We start from the raw sequence: 16470 nt of genomic DNA on the forward strand, positions 1-16470 counted from the left end.
AAAAACCACTGGGCGATGTCGTGCTGAACAAGGCGCAGGCAGCCTGTTTGTTTGCCCTCGGTTACAGGTTTTGACGTACTTTGGCTGCGCAAGAAGACTGTGCAAATCCAAAGCCGGAGCAATAGGTGACATGCGACACTTGTTGTCGCTAACAGACGAGTAAAATCCCCACCGGCTCGACAGTTTTTTCCATAACCATAGGGAGGAACACTGTGAAAACCACCTGTCAGGTTGCCGTCATCGGAGGCGGCGTCGTCGGATGCTCGGTGCTCTATCACCTGACCAAGCTGGGCTGGTCCGACGTGATGCTGCTGGAGCGGTCGGAGCTGACCAGCGGGTCGACCTGGCACGCGGCGGGCGGGTTTCATACGCTCAACGGCGATACCAATATGGCCGCACTGCAAGGCTATACCATCCGGCTGTACAAAGAGCTGGAAGAGATCACCGGCATGTCCTGCGGGCTGCACCATGTGGGCGGCATCACCTTGGCCGACAATCAGGACCGGTTCGACATGCTGCTGGCCGAACGTGCCAAGCACCGCTTCATGGGGCTGGAAACCGAAATCGTCGGCCCCGACGAGATCAAGAAGATCGCCCCCATCACCAACACCGACGGCATCATCGGCGCGCTCTATGATCCGCTGGACGGGCACCTCGACCCTTCGGGCACGACCCACGCCTATGCCAAGGCCGCACGGATGGGTGGGGCCACGATCGAAACCCACTGCATGGTGCGCGAGACCAACCAGCGCCCCGACGGCACTTGGGACGTGGTCACCGACAAGGGCACCATCCACGCCGAGCATATCGTCAACGCCGGCGGCCTGTGGGCGCGCGAGGTGGGCGCGATGGCGGGCATCTACTTCCCGCTGCACCCGATGGAGCATCAATACCTTGTCACCGACAACATCCCTCAGATCGAGGCGATCATCGACGCGGGCGGCGAGCATCCGCACGTCATGGACCCGGCCGGCGAGAGCTATCTGCGGCAGGAAGGGCGCGGCCTGTGCATCGGATTCTACGAACAGCCCTGCAAGCCCTGGGCCGTGGACGGCACGCCATGGGAGTTCGGGCACGAACTGCTGCCCGATGATTTCGACAAGATCACCGACAGTATCGAGTTCGCCTATCGCCGCTTCCCGGTTCTGGCCGAGGCCGGTGTAAAATCGGTGATCCACGGCCCCTTCACCTTTGCCCCCGACGGCAACCCGCTGGTCGGGCCGGTGCCGGGCGTGCGCAACTACTGGTCGGCCTGCGGCGTGATGGCCGGGTTCAGCCAAGGCGGCGGCGTCGGCCTGACGCTGGCGCAATGGATGATCGAGGGCGAACCCGAGCGCGACGTCTTTGCCATGGACGTCGCCCGATTCGGCGACTGGATCACCCCCGGCTACACCCGCCCCAAGGTGATCGAGAACTATCAGAAACGCTTCTCTGTCGCCTACCCCAACGAGGAACTGCCCGCTGCGCGGCCCAACCGCACCACGCCGATGTATGACATCTTCAGCGATCTGGGCGCCGTCTGGGGCCAGCAATACGGGCTCGAGGTCGCCAACTATTTCGCGCAAGCGGGCGAACCGACCTTCGAGACCCCGTCCTTCCGCCGCTCGGACGCGTTTGCGGCAACGGGCCGCGAGGTACGTGCCGTGCGCGGGGGCGTGGGTATCAACGAGGTGCATAATTTCGGCAAATACCTTGTGACAGGTCCGCGCGCCCGCGACTGGCTGGATCGGATCATGGCCGGGCGCATCCCCAAGCCGGGCCGCCTGTCGCTGACCCCGATGCTGTCGCCCAAGGGCAAGCTGATCGGGGATTTCACCGTGTCCTGTCTGGGCGAGGAGGAATTCCAGCTCACCGCCTCTTACGGCGCACAAAGTTTCCACATTCGCTGGTTCCAGCACCATCAGCAAGACGGCGTAACCGTCGAGAATATCAGCGACAAACGCAACGGCTTCCAGATCGCAGGCCCCAAGGCACGCGAGGTTCTGGCCGCCTGCACGCGCGCCGATATCAGCGACATGCGCTTCATGGACGTGCGCCGGATGGTCGTCGGCATGACCGACTGCATCGTGCAGCGGGTCAGCTATACCGGCGATCTGGGGTTCGAGATCTACTGCGATCCGATGGCGCAGCGCCAACTATGGTGGACCCTATGGCAGGCCGGGCAACCGCACGGCATCACCCCCTTCGGCATGCGCGCGATGATGAGCCTGCGGCTCGACAAGTTCTTCGGCTCGTGGATGCGCGAATTCTCACCCGACTACACCCCCGCTGAAACCGGGCTCGACCGCTTCATCGCCTTCAACAAGCCCGCTGATTTCATCGGCCGAGCCGCCGCCGAGACGGAACGTGCCGACGGCCCCGCGCGCAGGCTGGTGGCCTTCGAGGTCGACGCAGACGACGCCGACGTGAACGCCTATGAACCGATCTGGCTGGATGGCACTGTCGTGGGCTTCTGCACCTCGGGCGGTTATTCGCATTATGCCCGCAAGTCCGTCGCCATCGGTTTTCTGCCAACCGAACGCGCAGCAGACGGGTTTGAAGTCAAGATCGAAATACTGGGCCAGATGCGCAAGGCAAAGGTCATCTCGACACCCTTGTTTGACGCAGATGGCGCCCGAATGAGGGGATGACTCGCGCTCGGGCCCACGGCATTGTACCGAAATGACCGAAATACCCATTATCCTTTTGGCAGCGGGTCAATCCAGCCGCATGGGCGGCATCGACAAATTGATGCAGCCGATCAACGGCATTCCGTTACTAGCCCGCTCGGCACGCACAGCCTCCGCCGTGGGTCCTGTGATTGTCGCCCTGCCCCCTGAACCAAATCCCAGATATGGCGCACTTGATGGCATGGATGTCCAGATCGTTCCGGTCCGGGATGCGGCAGAAGGCATGAACGCCAGTTTGCGCGCCGCAATCCAAAAACTGCCGCCGGATGCATCCGCCGCGATGGTTTTGCTGGCCGATCTGCCCGATCTGACCCAGGCTGACCTGACAACAATCCTGAAAGCGCGACTAACCCATCCCGACTACCTGATCTGGCGTGGTACAACCGAGGATGGAAAGCCCGGTCATCCGGTGGTGTTTGACAGATCCCTTTTTGGTCAACTGTCACAGTTGCAGGGGGACGACGGTGCACAAGAGATCGTGCGGGAGCATAAAGACTTTGTTCATCTGCATCCGCTGCCTGGCCGAAACGCACTTTTGGATCTGGATACCCCGGGTGACTGGAGGGCCTGGCGCAAAAAACGTGCCCCCTGAACAAACACGGCCCGGTCTTATCGACCGGGCCGGTGCCCAAAACAGGACTACCACTTTGCTCAATCTCCAAAGTGTGGCCAGTGTGCTTTCAGAAACACTCCGACTCCCAAACAGCCAAACCTAAACAAGACCCCCTCGTTAACACGCCGCTATCACTTTTGGTGATCGAGTTAGCCGCCAGCGCCCCCTAGCGCTTTTGGCTCCCCTCACTTGGGCACCTTCATCCTCACTTATCCGATCGCTCGAAACAACGTAAAATTGGAAGGAATGGTTAATTTGGGTCTTCTGCGAATGGCTTTTACGCAACATCGCGCGAGACTAGGATCAACTTAAAGGAGACTCTTCAAATTCGGAAGGGGTAGCGATTCGTGATTAAGCGCAAACTTATTCACCGATATCCGCACTCAAAAAGATTTTTAGTGTGTCAAGCCATGCCTCACACAGACCCACCCACAACCATTGGAAGAGCAGCTTTTTTCTCCATCATTCGGAAGGATGATTGTCAACAAAACAAAACAAATTCAATATTTTTGAAAGTTTGACGCCATTTTTAGCAACAATCCTCCGATTCGCTCTGGTGCGGATCGGTGAAATTCCGCGAATCCCGATCGACGTCGACCGCAACCCAACACCGGCTTTGTGGCAAAATTAAGATTTATTAATTGATCAGTCAGGAAACGCCAATTCTGAGCATGCAACTGTTGTCTCAACGCGCAGCCGCAACTGCGCGACGATAATCAGGAGACACAAATGAGCATCCGCAAATCCTCGCTTCTACTTCCTCGCACTTCCAACTGGGTGGGTGTCAGCGCGCTCGGCGCGGCCCTACTGGCAACGACGGCTATACCGTCCATGGCGGACGAGGCATTGGCCGATCTGGTTGAGACCGTTTCACCCTCGGTCGTAACCATCATCGCTGAACAAGATACAGCGCCGACCCCAACCCAGGGGCAAAACTTTGACTTCGAAGGACACCCTTTTGGTGAATTCTTCAAACGCTTCGGCGGCCCCGAAGGGTTCAACATGCCGCAACGCGGCCCGTCTCAGGGCCTGGGTTCGGGATTTGTTCTGGACGAAGCCGGATACATTGTCACCAATCACCATGTCGTCGACAATGCCTCGACCGTGACCGTAAGGCTCAGCGATGACCGTACCTTCGAAGCCGAAGTGGTCGGAACGGACCCGTTGACGGATATCGCGGTTCTGAAAATCGACGCAGGAACTGACCTGCAAGCCGTAGAGCTTGGCGACAGCGACGAGATCCGCGTAGGTGAAGATGTGGTAGCCATCGGCAACCCCTTCGGCCTGAGCTCGACCGTGACCACAGGCATCGTTTCGGCAAAAGGCCGCAACATCTCGGAAGGCCCTTATGCCGAGTTCATCCAGACAGATGCAGCGATCAACAAAGGCAACTCGGGCGGTCCCCTGTTCAACATGGATGGCGAAGTGGTCGGTGTGAACTCGGCCATCTATTCACCCAGCGGTGGTTCTGTAGGGCTTGGATTTGCCGTCACGTCGAACATCGTTGAACACATCGCAGCCGATCTGCGGGATGACGGACAGGTGAGCCGCGGTTGGCTGGGCGTGTCGATCCAGAACGTAAGCCCACAACTTGCAGCAGCGTTGGGAATCGAGGCTTCCTCGGGTGCGCTGGTGTCTGACGTGGTTGCCGGCAGCCCAGCAGACGGCGCCCTGAAGCAGGGAGACGTTATCCTGAGCTTCAACGACGATGCCGTGGAGTCCAGCGGTGACCTTCCCATCCTTGTGGGCACGACCAAGGTCGGCACCGACAGCACTCTGACCGTTTTGCGTGACGGCAAGATGGAAACTGTGACCTTGACGGTTGGCCAGCATCAGGCCGCATCGGCCGAGGCCGACAAACCGGTCGAGGCGGAAGTTGCGGGAACAACACTGGGTGTGACCGTGGCCCCCCTGACCGAAGCGGTTCGGGCAGAAAATGGTGTTGCTGAAACCGTCGAGGGCGTTGTCGTCACCGACCTGAAGCCCGACAGCCCTGCGGCAAAGGCCGGCCTGCAACGCGGCGATGTGATCGTCAAGCTCGGCAATCAGGACACTGTCACTTCGGATGCTTTGAAGGCTGCGCTGGACAGTGAAAAAACCGATCCTGCCCTGGTGCTGATCAACCGTGGCGGCAGCCAGATTTTTGTCGCGGTCGAACTGGCCTGACCTTGAACATGCGTGCGCCGCTTGATGGGGATTTTCGGCGCACGCCTCACCCGGCGGATCAGAGTTGTCCACTATCCGCCGGGCTTGCCGGGTGCCGGCCCAGCACCCGGCAAGAACTTCTTCTAACCATATGCTTTAGTTAAAATTTGTGTTTAAATATCAAAAGAAAGGATCCCGACCATGAGCCGCCGTCTGTTGATCGTCGAAGATGATGCTGACACCAGGGACTTCATCGCCAAAGGTTTTGGCGAAGAGGGGTATGTGGTCGAAACCGCTGCTGACGGTCGTGAGGGGTTGTACCATGCCACGGACGGTGGGTTTGACGCCATTGTTCTTGACAGGATGCTGCCCGGTCTGGACGGGCTGTCGCTGATCAAGTCGATGCGGGCCGCCGGTTTGAAAACCCCGGTTTTGATGCTGACGGCGATGAGCGCCGTGGACGAAAGGGTAAAAGGGCTGCGCTCGGGCGCTGACGATTACCTGGTCAAGCCTTTTTCGTTTCAGGAGTTGCACGCCAGGATCGAAGCCCTGTTGCGTCGCCCTCAGGAATCCGAAGAGACGCCGACATTGACTTGCAAAGACCTTCAGATGGATTTGCTGACCCGCAAGGTCACACGCGACGGGCACGAGATCACCCTGACACCGCGTGAGTTTCAGATTCTCGAATTTTTCCTGCGCCGCAAAAACCGCGTGGTGTCGCGCACCATGTTGCTTGAAGGCGTTTGGGATTATCATTTTGACCCAAACACCAACGTCGTGGACGTGCATATTTCGAAGTTGCGGCGCCAATTGGACGAAGGCGGTGACGCGCCATTGATTGAAACCGTCCGCGGAGCGGGTTACATGATGTCCGATGGATAACCTTCGGCTTTCCCTGAACAATTCCCGCACAAGGCTGGTTGCAACCAGCATGTTTCTGAGCACGATTCTGACGGCGTCTGTACTCGCCATCGTCTATGTGACCGCCAATCGAAGCATCGAGGCCGAAACCCGCTCGGTCGTATCAGCCGAGTTGACAGGGCTTGCGGATGAATACGAAAGGCGTGGGCTGATAGGTTTGATCACTGCAATTGAGCGCCGTTTGCCAAGTGCCGCCGAGCGGGACGCGCTGTATCTTTTGACAGACAGGTTGGGGGTCAAACTTGTCGGCAATCTCAAGTCTTGGCCGGTGAACATTGCCGCTGGAAGCGGTTGGGTGGACTTGGAATTGCGCCGGGCCGACAATGATCAGCTTGTGCCGGTTTCAGCTGCATCCATCCGCCTTCCGGGCGGCGAGCGCCTGCTGGTTGGACGGGATGCAGCGTCGCGCCAGCAATTCGACAGGGTTTTGTTTCGCTCGGTTGCGTTGGCGCTTGGGATTGCTTTGGTTCTGAGCGTCATCACCGGCTGGTTGTTCACGCGTTTGGTGTTTTCGCGCCTTTCGGATATCGCCAGTACGGCCGAGAATATCGTTTCAGGCGATCTGTCAAAACGGATGCCGCTGCGCGGAACCGGGGACGAATTCGATCAGGTTTCAGGCACATTGAACAACATGCTTGACCGGATCGAGGAGTTGATAAGCAACCTTCGGACCACATCTAATTCGATTGCACATGATCTCCGCTCACCTTTGTCTCGTCTGCGGCAAAGGGTCGAGGCCCTCTCTGAACCCGACAAAAGCGACTTGGATCGCGAGATCGACATTGCGCGGGCGACGGGTGAAATCGATCACGTCCTGCGGGTTCTGGGGCAGCTCACCGAAATCTCTCGGGCCGAGGCCGGCCTGGGGCGCGAGCAATTCGAAACCATCGATTTGCAGCAACTTGTTGGTGATGTTGTCGAGCTTTATGACCCGGTCGCCGCCGATCAAGGCGTGCAGCTTGAAGTCAAGGGTTCCGCCCCGGCCATTCAGGGGCACCGGCCGCTTCTGTCGCAAGCTCTTTCCAATCTGTTGGAAAACGCAATGCGTTACGCGCCGGAACATACTGCAATCACGATCTCGATCGGTATTCGCGACGGTTTCACCCAACTGAGCGTCAGGGATCGTGGCCCCGGCGTGCCGCCTGAAGAACTGGATCGCCTTCAGCTTCCTTTCTTGACACTTGACCCCGCGCGGACGGAACGGAATGCGGGATTGGGCCTGGCACTGGTGGCCGCAATCTCACATATGCACGGCGGAAAATTCGCCGCCCGGAACTGCGACCCCGGGCTGGAAACCACGATCAATCTGGCACAACTGCGTTAATCCGGAACACCGTATATCGCCATGGTTTTGTTCTTGTAACGCGTGTCAGCGGTGACATCCGCACCGAACCAATCCGGTGGCACGTATCCTTTGGCCTGCTCCTCCGAAGTGAACTCTACCTCGACCAGGCGCAACGGCGCCAGATCGCCTGAAAAGACGTCCAGCTCGAACAGCAAGCCATCCGGCAAATGTCCGGTGTAGCGCTCTTTTTCAACCCTGCGCCCTTCGGTTTCCGGCCAGAAGGTTTCGAACTGATCCGCAGTGATCTCTGCCTCTCGTTCTACCCGGACCAGGCCACCGACCCCTTTCAAGGTCAGGAAATACGCATCGTTCTTTTGCCTCAGCCGAAGCTCGGTGGAATCGTCGGGGGCTGTCAGATAACCCTGTCTTACAACGGCCTTTTTCGCTTCGCTCAGGTCCGGCAGGCTTGAAACCAGAAACTTGCGCTCGATTTCCTTGCTCATTGGTTCGAAATCACTCCGTTTTCCAGCTCTTCAAACAGCGCCCTGTAAGACGCACAGGCCGCACTGCGCCCGGCATAGGTACAGACCGGGGCACGATACTGACCCATCTTTTCAATATCCGCAGCGAAAGGAACCACCGTCTGCAAAAAGCGTTTCGGATACAGCTTGCGCATCTCCTTCATGGTTTCCTGATGCAAAACCTTCCGGTGTTGCACCATCGAAAAAAAGGCGCGCAGCTTTTTCTTGCGCAGCTTGTGTTGTTCAAAAAAGCTTACCAACTGATCGAAACTCCGCTCGGACAGGGTTGTCGGCATGACCGGCACGACGATTTCATCGGCAGCTTTGAAGACATTCTCGGACAAAGTTGAAAAGTTGGGCGGGCAATCCAGAATGATCACGTCATAGTCGCTGCCCGCGGCCATCAAAGCTTTTTTCAGCCGCGAGCGTTTGTTCCGCATCCGCGACAGGAACACGTCGAAGTCGCGAAAGGTCAGGTTCGCCGGCAGCACGTCCAGCCCTTCGAAATCACTGGCCCGGATCGCCTTGATAAACCGCGCCACATCCTCGAAAAACCGCGCATCCTTCAGTTTTTTTGATGGCTTCACCCGAAAGTAGAACCCTGAAGCGCCCTGGGGGTCGAGATCACACAACAGCACCTGTTGCCCCGCCTGCGCATAGGAATAAGCCAGGTTCACCGAAGTAGCGGTTTTGCCAACACCGCCCTTGTTGCTGTAACAGGCAATGATCTTCATTCCTCACTCCTTTTGTCGGTGAAACAAGTTCTGAAACAGGTGCCGGGTATCTGGACCGTCAAACTTCTGAAAGCTGGCAATCACGCGGCTCCGCTCGGCCTTTTGGCGCTGATCCAGAACCGCAATCAATCCCCCAACGGCCAAGCCCATCCGCGCATCCACATGGCCCCGCGTGTCGCTGTGCTGCGCGACAAAGGCCAGCAAGGAGTTTTGCTGAACAGCGCAGTCGTTGAACACGCCCAGATTGTCCTGGAGCTTTTTCAATGGCTTGATGATGTTCTTGAAGCTCTTTTCATCGAACAGAGGCCCAAAAATCTCCATCAGATAGCGCAGTTTCTTGCAATCGATACGAAGGTCATGCACGGTTTCGTCCGGAGTTTCGTCGGTGATACCGCGTGCGATTTTGCAGACCTTGCGATACCGTTTCCAGATCAATGTGCACGCGTATTCATGTGCTGCCCGTTTCGCGTTTGATCCGGGCGTCAGGTGATCCGTTCCGTTGAACATCGCCGTCAGATCGGACATACGGGCGTCGTATTCGTCACTGCGCAACCGGCGGGACAAGCGTGACAGTTCCTTGGCGCGCTCCTTCTCGAAAAGGTCGAACATCTCTTGCAGGCCCGCGTGAAGACTGGGCGGTACCAGACTGAAGTATTTATCTTTTTCCAGAAGGTAGACATCCAGATCACGCATACGCCCGGTGGCGGCCATGAGATCGGAAAAGACACGCTTCAATTGCACTGTCTGCGCGTCGGAAAATACGCCTTTGAACAGGCTGATCACGGATCGGACCTTTCGCAATGACACCCGGTAATCATGCAGAAACTCTGTGTCGATATCGGCTATCACCCCATATTCGTTTTGCCGGCCAACTTGCAGATATGTTTGAATGATATCTGCCGCGACCTGAATAGATGGCTCAGCTTTTCCCAACTTGATCTCTGGCTTGGCGCGATAGGCGGCCATGCCCGGGAAAAGTCCGGCACAAAGCGCTTCGACACCCGGCCCGCCCCCGGACAAGGCGGAAATCGCGGTGTTCACTTTTTGAAATTCTTTCTCATACCCCCGCAGCCGCTGAAGCTGAACGATTGCTGCCTGACCCGTCTGCGAAGACAGGCACCAAACCGTTCCCCTGACCAGTGTTTTCTCCAGCTCATCCAGTACGACGAGGGGTTTCGTCTGAATCTCTCCGGTTCCGATCTGCATCAGCGCACGCAGTTTGGGGAAACCCTTCAAAGCCCTTGTCACCGGACCCCGCGGCAGGTCTTGAACAAACCGCCCCTGCCCCATGCAGCGTTGAGACAGCGGCGCACGGCCATTCTGGAAAAGCCACAGTGTTTCTGCGACCTCAACCAGAACACGACCTGAATTCCGCAACGATTGATCGTGGCAATCCAAAAGCACGAAAGATCTCGATTCCGTTGGTGGGTCGATCCTGATCGTGAACCCGGGAATGAGCTTTTCAACATGCGCTTTGTCAATGGATCGGGACAGAATGCACTGAACACCTGAAGGTTCGGTCATGATCCACCAATCCGGGGCGTTTTCAGGTGTTCAATGACATTTGTCTCAACGATCTTCTGCACGCTGGTTCCTTCTTCGACGGTTCTGATCCTTCATCACGTTCAGCGTATTCGGCTTTTACCTTGGTCAGCAGTTTGTCTGGCCCTGGACCGACCCGCGTTTGGTATCTGTTGGCTTTTGAAACCCGGACCGCCGAGGCAGCATGACTTCATGAGAGCGGAAACACCAGAAGACAGCAAGACATTATGTTTCGCCAACGCGCAAACATGGGTGACAGACCCCAGAGGTGCAATTAAGACAGGCTCATGAGCGATCCAGTTTCTTCGATCCGCAACCTTGGCCCGGCTTTCGAGCAGGCCTGCGCGCGCGCCGGCATCCACTCGGCTGATGAACTGCGACAGCTGGGACCGGATGAAGCCTATGCCCGGCTTTTGCGGGCTGGTACCAAAGCACATTTCATCGGCTACTATGTTTTGGTGATGGGGCTTCAGGGACGCCCCTGGAATGATTGCAAGGGTGAAGAGAAAAAGAAGCTGCGACAACGTTTCGACGCGATCAAGGCCGGCAACAGCGCCGCGCCGGAAAACCGGATGGTTGCCGATCTGGATGCCGTCGGGGTTCGGGTTGAACCCAAAGATCTAAAGCAGGTCTGAACAAAAAAAGGCCGCTCCTGGCAGAGCGGCCCGATCTTTCGGCAAAAAACCGGCTTAGCCGACCAGTTCGATGCCCGAGAAGAAATATGCGATCTCAACAGCCGCGGTTTCCGGCGCGTCCGAACCATGGACCGAGTTTTCGCCAACCGATTCAGCAAACTCCGCGCGGATGGTGCCCGGTGCTGCGTCCGCCGGGTTGGTTGCCCCCATGACTTCACGGTTCTTGGCAATGGCGCCTTCGCCTTCCAGAACCTGAACAACGACCGGAGCCGACGACATGAATTCGCACAGTTCGTCATAGAACGGACGCTCGGCATGCACTTCGTAGAACTTGCCGGCTTGTTCCTTGGTCATGTGGATGCGCTTCTGCGCAACGATACGCAGCCCGGCTTCTTCGAACTTGGCGTTGATCTTGCCAGTCAGGTTGCGACGCGTTGCGTCGGGTTTGATGATCGAGAATGTACGTTCCAGTGCCATGTCGGCCTCTCCTTACAATGTGGCGCGGGTCCGCGCCGAAATCCATCGCGCGCCGCGTACCACGGTCTTTCGCTCATGAAAAGTGTTATGATGGTTTGCCCGCCGCTTTGGCGCTCAGAATGTATCCGGCAAAGGGTCTACCCGGTCCAGACGCCGAACGTAAAGCACTGCAAGCAAACCTGCAAAGCTGCTGGCCCACATCATGCCCAGAACCAGAAACGGCCCGTTTTCAGGGCTGACAAACGCACCCGTCATCGAGGTCAGGATCGCGCCAAGCCCGACCACCATCGCCCCGGACAACCCTGCCGCGCTGCCTGCCAGTTTGGGTCGCACGGACATGACCCCTGCCGAAGCGTTTGCATTGGTCAGTCCATTGCCGAATCCAACGCAGATGGCCGAACCGAAGAATACCCAGACTGACCCCAGCCCGGCGATGAACAGAAGCAATCCGCAGAATGGCCCGGTCGAAGCCACAACGCGGCCGATCAGGATCATTGTGGTCAGACGTGTCCGTACCGCGATCCGACCAGTAACGAAGTTACCGACCATGAACCCGCCTGTTATGATACCAATCCCAAGTCCCAACATGGCAGGGCTCAGATCAAACCATGCGGCGGCCACCATTGGGGCGCCGGTGATGAAGCTGTAGAACCCACCAATCGAAAACGATGCGCATAAGGCATAGCCCCAGAATCGGCGGGCGCGAAACAGATCCGGATACTCGCGCAATTGGGCTGTAAAAGTTGAAGAGCGGTTTGTATTGGTCTCGCCCATGTCGAACCAAAGCAAAACCAGCAGCCCTGCCCCCAGCACAGTGTAAAGAACAAACCCCGAGCGCCAGCCAAAGAGCATGTCGAGCGTCCCACCCAGCATAGGGCCAAGCATTGGGGCCAAAGCCATGGCCATCGCCACATACCCCAGTTTGCTTGCAGCCTCGTTCGGCGGATACCGATCTCTGATCGATGCGCTGGAAAGAACTGACCCAGCCACCACCGCGGCCTGCAAAAGACGAAAGCCCAGGAACGTCCAAATGGCCTCGGCCAGAGAGCATCCGATTGAGGCGATGACGAAGATGGTGATGCACATCAAAAGTATCGGTCTGCGCCCGTAACGATCGGAAAGCGGACCCATGATCAGCTGCAACACGGCTGAGACCGCCAGATACCCGGCAACCGACAGGTTAACCAAGCCATAATCCACACCGAAATCCGTACTCATGTGGGCCAAAGACGGCAGGAACATGTTCAGTGACAAAACCGACAGTGCCGTGGCAAAAATCAGAGTGACCAAGTGCGGAGGTGTCCGGGCCGCGCGCATGTGAAAACCGTTCCGAATAGAAAACGACACAGCGCTATCACATTGCTTAAAGATTGAACATGCCGAGCCGCTGGCGGTGGCAACACAGCTCTGCTAAGAGCGCCCCATGTTACGGATCGAAGACATCACTTATGCCGTTGAAGGTCGCCCGTTGTTTGACGGCGCAACCGCGACGATTCCCGATGGTCACAAGGTTGGCCTTGTCGGTCGGAACGGAACCGGAAAGACCACGCTGTTCCGCCTGATCCGGGGCGAGTTGGCTTTGGAATCGGGAAATATCTCGGTCCCGAAACGCGCTCGGATCGGTGGCGTGGCGCAAGAGGTGCCCTCCTCTGACGTCTCGCTGATCAATACGGTTCTGGCCGCTGATACCGAACGCAGTGCATTGATGGCCGAGGCCGAAAGCGCCGAAGACCCGACACGTATCGCTGAAATTCAGACACGTCTGGCCGATATCGACGCCTGGTCCGCCGAGGCCCGCGCGGCTTCGATCCTCAAGGGGTTGGGCTTTGACGACGAAGACCAGCAGCGCCCCTGTTCGGATTTCTCGGGCGGCTGGCGGATGCGCGTTGCGCTGGCGGCGGTGCTGTTTTCTCAGCCCGATCTGCTGCTGCTGGACGAACCGACCAACTATCTGGACCTCGAAGGCGCGCTATGGCTGGAAAGTTATCTGGCCAAATATCCGCACACTGTGATCATCATCAGCCACGACCGCGGCCTTCTGAACCGCGCCGTGGGGTCGATCCTGCATCTGGAAGACCGCAAGCTGACCTATTACGCGGTGCCCTACGATAAGTTCGCGGAACGCCGTGCGGAACGGCTGGCACAGGCGGAATCGGAAAACGCCAAGGCCAAGGCCCGCATCGCACATCTGCAAAGCTTTGTGGATCGGTTCCGCTACAAGGCCTCGAAGGCCGTTCAGGCCCAGTCGCGCCTGAAGATGATCGAACGCATCCAACTGGTCTCGACCCCGCAAGAGGCCGCCCTGCGCGCCTTCAGCTTTCCGGAACCCGAGGAACTGTCTCCACCGATCATCCAGATCGAAGGCGGCGTCACCGGCTATGGCGAAACCGAAGTGCTGCGCCGCCTGAACCTGCGTATCGATCAGGATGACCGTATCGCGCTGTTGGGCAAGAACGGACAGGGCAAGTCGACCTTGTCCAAGCTGCTGTCGGACCGGCTGCCCCTCATGGCGGGCAAGATGACCCGCAGCAACAAGCTGCGCATCGGGTATTTCGCGCAGCATCAGGTGGATGAGCTTTACGTGGACGAAACGCCGCTGGACCACCTGCGCCGTCTGCGCCCTGACGAAGCGCCGGGCAAGTGGCGATCGCGACTGGCCGGGTTCGGGTTGAATGCGGATCAGGCGGAAACCGAGGTCGGGCGCCTGTCGGGCGGACAGAAAGCGCGGCTTTCACTGCTGCTCGCCACGATCGACGCGCCCCATATGCTGATCCTTGACGAGCCGACCAACCACCTTGACATCGAAAGCCGCGAGGCGCTGGTCGAGGCGCTGACGGCTTATTCCGGCGCGGTGGTTCTGGTCAGTCACGACATGCACCTGCTGAGCCTTGTCGCGGATCGACTCTGGCTGGTTTCGGACGGTACGGTCAAACCTTTCAACGGCGACCTTGAAGCCTATCGGTCCCTGCTGCTGGCGCGCGACAGACCCGTCAGGGAAAAGCCCCGGGCGGTCAAATCGAAACGCCCCCCGCGCGAGACGATACTGGCCTTGCGTGCGGATCTGCGCAAATGCGAGGACCGGATCGAAAAGCTGACGGAAATGCATGACAAGCTTTCGACCAAACTGGCCGATCCGGCGCTGTACGAGGACGAAAGGATCAACGACCTGGAAACCTGGAACCGCAAGTTCACCGAAGTCACCGAGGCCATGCAAAAAGCCGAGGCATTGTGGGTCGCGGCCGCCGAACGGCTTGAACAGGCAGAAACCGCATGAGCACGCCCATCACGGACACCAACGCCATGATCGCGGGTATGCATCCCGACTTGCAGCCCGGTGAATTTGCCTTTGTCGTATGGCCAGAAGACAAACCCTGGCCACAGGGCACGCGGGCCAGCTGCGCCGAGGGCGAAGGGCAGTCTCTTGTCGTCCCGATCGCTGCGGCTCCGCAAGATGCCGTCGCGATGCGGTGCATCACGTTGCAGGTTCATTCCTCGCTGGAAGGTGTTGGTTTGACCGCCGCCGTTTCCAGCGCGCTGGCACGGGCCGGCATTCCCGCGAACATGGTCGCGGGGTATCACCACGATCACGTCTATGTCCCATCGGGTTGTTCGCAGGATGCCCTGCGTATCCTGCAAGACCTGCAACGGAGCAGCAGATAACAATGGACAGTGCATTTCTGATTACCGCGTTCACAACGCTTTTCGTGGTCCTTGATCCGCCCGCGCAAACGCCGATCTTCGTGGCGCTGACGCAGGGTATGGACTGGCACACGCGCCGGTCCATTGCCATTCGGGCCTGCCTGACGGCGGGCTTCATCCTGGCCCTGTTTGCCGCCTTTGGCGAAGCGCTTCTGGGGTTTGTCGGCATCTCGATGGAAGCGTTCCGCGTTGCAGGAGGTGTCCTGCTGTTCCTGACCGCGCTGGATATGCTGTTTGAACGCCGCACCAAGCGACGCGAAAGCAGCGCCGAGGAAGAGGAACACCCGGACCCGTCCGTCTTTCCCTTGGGCATCCCGCTGATTGCAGGCCCCGGATCGATTGCAACGATGATTCTGCTTGCGGGCCAGCAGCCGGGCATTCAGGGCCTTGCCATTGTCATCGGCGTGATGCTGGTTGTGCTGGCAATGGTCTTCGTGATGTATCTGACCTCTGGCGCGGTCGCGCGGGTTTTGGGCAAGACCGGGCTGAACGTGTTGACCCGGCTGCTGGGGATGTTGCTTGCGGCCTTGTCGGTGCAGTTCATTCTCGATGGCCTCAAGGCCTTTGGTTTTGCGTCTTAGACTCCCATATATGTGACGTGCAACTTGAGTGGGGTGAACCCTGTGGACAGCGTCGATATCGGACAACTGGTCTATCTGGTCGTGCTTGGGCTGGCCGTCGCGTTCTGGTTCGTTTCGCAAAACCGCCAGTCCCTGAACAAGACGTTGCAGCAGGTGATGGCCTGGGTGTTCATTTTTGTTGGCGTCATCGCCGTCATCGGCCTGTGGGAAGACATCCGGTCTTCGGTTGGCCCTGCCCCGCAGATGACCGTCACCGGCAACGCGATCGAGGTGCCTCGTGCCTATGATGGTCATTATTACCTTCCGGTTTTGGTGAATGGTGAGCCGATCAACTTTCTTGTCGACACCGGTGCTAGCCAGATCGTTCTCAGTGCCCGGGACGCAGAACGTGTGGGCATCGATCCCGACCAACTGAACTATTTCGGCCGCGCCCTGACCGCCAACGGCGAAGTGCGCACGGCGCCGGTGCGGCTTGACACCCTGACCGCAGGCCCCATTACCGACCAGAACGTATCGGCCTGGGTCAATGAGGGCGAGCTGGATAAATCGCTTTTGGGGATGGAATATCTGCATCGTTTCTCGAGCGTCCAATTTGCAAATGGCAAGTTGATCCTGTCTCGTTGACGGCCCCGACCACTTGAGAACAAA

At 58.2% G+C, this 16470-nt stretch carries 15 protein-coding genes; 10 read left to right on the plus strand and 5 right to left on the minus strand.

The window, feature by feature from the left end:
• Positions 1–212 precede the first annotated feature (212 nt).
• The 5 genes from ACR0A2_RS04525 (at position 213) to ACR0A2_RS04545 (ending at position 7672) form a co-directional block, all read left to right on the plus strand.
• Entirely contained in the window at positions 213–2630 is a 2418-nt protein-coding gene (locus ACR0A2_RS04525) for a GcvT family protein (protein WP_480834177.1), read from the plus strand.
• 31 nt (positions 2631–2661) lie between these two features.
• Positions 2662–3261, plus strand: a complete 600-nt coding sequence (locus ACR0A2_RS04530; protein WP_480834178.1) for a nucleotidyltransferase family protein — start codon at positions 2662–2664, stop codon at positions 3259–3261.
• A gap of 750 nt (positions 3262–4011) precedes the next feature.
• Complete coding sequence (locus tag ACR0A2_RS04535; protein ID WP_480834179.1) at positions 4012–5448, plus strand: DegQ family serine endoprotease; 1437 nt, start codon at positions 4012–4014, stop codon at positions 5446–5448.
• A gap of 180 nt (positions 5449–5628) precedes the next feature.
• Entirely contained in the window at positions 5629–6309 is a 681-nt protein-coding gene (locus tag ACR0A2_RS04540) for a response regulator transcription factor (protein WP_152457754.1), read from the plus strand.
• Entirely contained in the window at positions 6302–7672 is a 1371-nt protein-coding gene (locus ACR0A2_RS04545) for an ATP-binding protein (RefSeq protein WP_480834181.1), read from the plus strand. The genes ACR0A2_RS04540 and ACR0A2_RS04545 overlap by 8 nt, the downstream gene beginning before the upstream one ends.
• Here ACR0A2_RS04545 and ACR0A2_RS04550 read toward each other — a convergent pair.
• Genes ACR0A2_RS04550 through ACR0A2_RS04560 form a run of 3 tightly spaced genes read right to left on the minus strand, consistent with a single transcriptional unit; the run spans position 7669 to position 10412 of the window.
• Positions 7669–8136 carry a CYTH domain-containing protein gene (locus tag ACR0A2_RS04550; protein WP_171116304.1) on the minus strand — a complete coding sequence of 156 codons (468 nt, stop codon included), beginning with the start codon at positions 8134–8136 and terminating at the stop codon, positions 7669–7671. The genes ACR0A2_RS04545 and ACR0A2_RS04550 overlap by 4 nt on opposite strands.
• Entirely contained in the window at positions 8133–8888 is a 756-nt protein-coding gene (locus ACR0A2_RS04555) for a ParA family protein (protein ID WP_171362987.1), read from the minus strand. The genes ACR0A2_RS04550 and ACR0A2_RS04555 overlap by 4 nt, the downstream gene beginning before the upstream one ends.
• Before the next feature lie 3 nt (positions 8889–8891).
• Positions 8892–10412, minus strand: a complete 1521-nt coding sequence (locus tag ACR0A2_RS04560) for a CHAD domain-containing protein (protein WP_480834182.1) — start codon at positions 10410–10412, stop codon at positions 8892–8894.
• Positions 10413–10717: 305 nt separating this feature from the next.
• On the opposite strand from ACR0A2_RS04560, the gene ACR0A2_RS04565 reads away from it, so the two are divergent.
• The gene (locus ACR0A2_RS04565) at positions 10718–11065 is read left to right on the plus strand and encodes a TfoX/Sxy family protein (protein ID WP_171168488.1); all 348 of its coding nucleotides are present in this window, start codon (positions 10718–10720) and stop codon (positions 11063–11065) included.
• A gap of 54 nt (positions 11066–11119) precedes the next feature.
• Here ACR0A2_RS04565 and ndk read toward each other — a convergent pair whose 3' ends face one another.
• Positions 11120–11542: a nucleoside-diphosphate kinase gene (gene ndk, locus ACR0A2_RS04570; protein WP_068334875.1), complete on the minus strand. Its 423-nt coding sequence runs from the start codon at positions 11540–11542 to the stop codon at positions 11120–11122.
• Between the two features lie 114 nt (positions 11543–11656).
• Positions 11657–12859 carry a multidrug effflux MFS transporter gene (locus tag ACR0A2_RS04575; protein ID WP_480834183.1) on the minus strand — a complete coding sequence of 401 codons (1203 nt, stop codon included), beginning with the start codon at positions 12857–12859 and terminating at the stop codon, positions 11657–11659.
• A gap of 106 nt (positions 12860–12965) precedes the next feature.
• Between ACR0A2_RS04575 and ACR0A2_RS04580 the strand changes: the two genes are divergently transcribed.
• From ACR0A2_RS04580 to ACR0A2_RS04595, 4 genes are read left to right on the plus strand one after another with little or no spacing between them, the layout of a single operon-like run.
• Complete coding sequence (locus ACR0A2_RS04580; protein WP_480834184.1) at positions 12966–14816, plus strand: ABC-F family ATP-binding cassette domain-containing protein; 1851 nt, start codon at positions 12966–12968, stop codon at positions 14814–14816.
• Positions 14813–15202, plus strand: a complete 390-nt coding sequence (locus ACR0A2_RS04585; protein WP_480618662.1) for an ACT domain-containing protein — start codon at positions 14813–14815, stop codon at positions 15200–15202. Before ACR0A2_RS04580 ends, ACR0A2_RS04585 begins: the two co-directional genes overlap by 4 nt.
• A 2-nt stretch (positions 15203–15204) precedes the next feature.
• Entirely contained in the window at positions 15205–15822 is a 618-nt protein-coding gene (locus ACR0A2_RS04590; protein ID WP_152457746.1) for a MarC family protein, read from the plus strand.
• A gap of 42 nt (positions 15823–15864) precedes the next feature.
• Complete coding sequence (locus ACR0A2_RS04595; RefSeq protein WP_152457745.1) at positions 15865–16446, plus strand: retropepsin-like aspartic protease family protein; 582 nt, start codon at positions 15865–15867, stop codon at positions 16444–16446.
• Positions 16447–16470: the final 24 nt, after the last annotated feature.

The organism is Ruegeria sp. H8 (assembly GCF_056532905.1).

Coding starts and splice junctions, on each gene's coding strand:
- ACR0A2_RS04530 (WP_480834178.1), top strand. CDS start 2,662: ATGACCGAAATACCCATTATCCTTTTGGCAGCGGGTCAATCCAGCCGC.
- ACR0A2_RS04535 (WP_480834179.1), top strand. CDS start 4,012: ATGAGCATCCGCAAATCCTCGCTTCTACTTCCTCGCACTTCCAACTGG.
- ACR0A2_RS04540 (WP_152457754.1), top strand. CDS start 5,629: ATGAGCCGCCGTCTGTTGATCGTCGAAGATGATGCTGACACCAGGGAC.
- ACR0A2_RS04545 (WP_480834181.1), top strand. CDS start 6,302: ATGGATAACCTTCGGCTTTCCCTGAACAATTCCCGCACAAGGCTGGTT.
- ACR0A2_RS04550 (WP_171116304.1), bottom strand. CDS start 8,136: ATGAGCAAGGAAATCGAGCGCAAGTTTCTGGTTTCAAGCCTGCCGGAC.
- ACR0A2_RS04555 (WP_171362987.1), bottom strand. CDS start 8,888: ATGAAGATCATTGCCTGTTACAGCAACAAGGGCGGTGTTGGCAAAACC.
- ACR0A2_RS04560 (WP_480834182.1), bottom strand. CDS start 10,412: ATGACCGAACCTTCAGGTGTTCAGTGCATTCTGTCCCGATCCATTGAC.
- ACR0A2_RS04565 (WP_171168488.1), top strand. CDS start 10,718: ATGAGCGATCCAGTTTCTTCGATCCGCAACCTTGGCCCGGCTTTCGAG.
- ndk (WP_068334875.1), bottom strand. CDS start 11,542: ATGGCACTGGAACGTACATTCTCGATCATCAAACCCGACGCAACGCGT.
- ACR0A2_RS04575 (WP_480834183.1), bottom strand. CDS start 12,859: ATGCGCGCGGCCCGGACACCTCCGCACTTGGTCACTCTGATTTTTGCC.
- ACR0A2_RS04580 (WP_480834184.1), top strand. CDS start 12,966: ATGTTACGGATCGAAGACATCACTTATGCCGTTGAAGGTCGCCCGTTG.
- ACR0A2_RS04585 (WP_480618662.1), top strand. CDS start 14,813: ATGAGCACGCCCATCACGGACACCAACGCCATGATCGCGGGTATGCAT.
- ACR0A2_RS04590 (WP_152457746.1), top strand. CDS start 15,205: ATGGACAGTGCATTTCTGATTACCGCGTTCACAACGCTTTTCGTGGTC.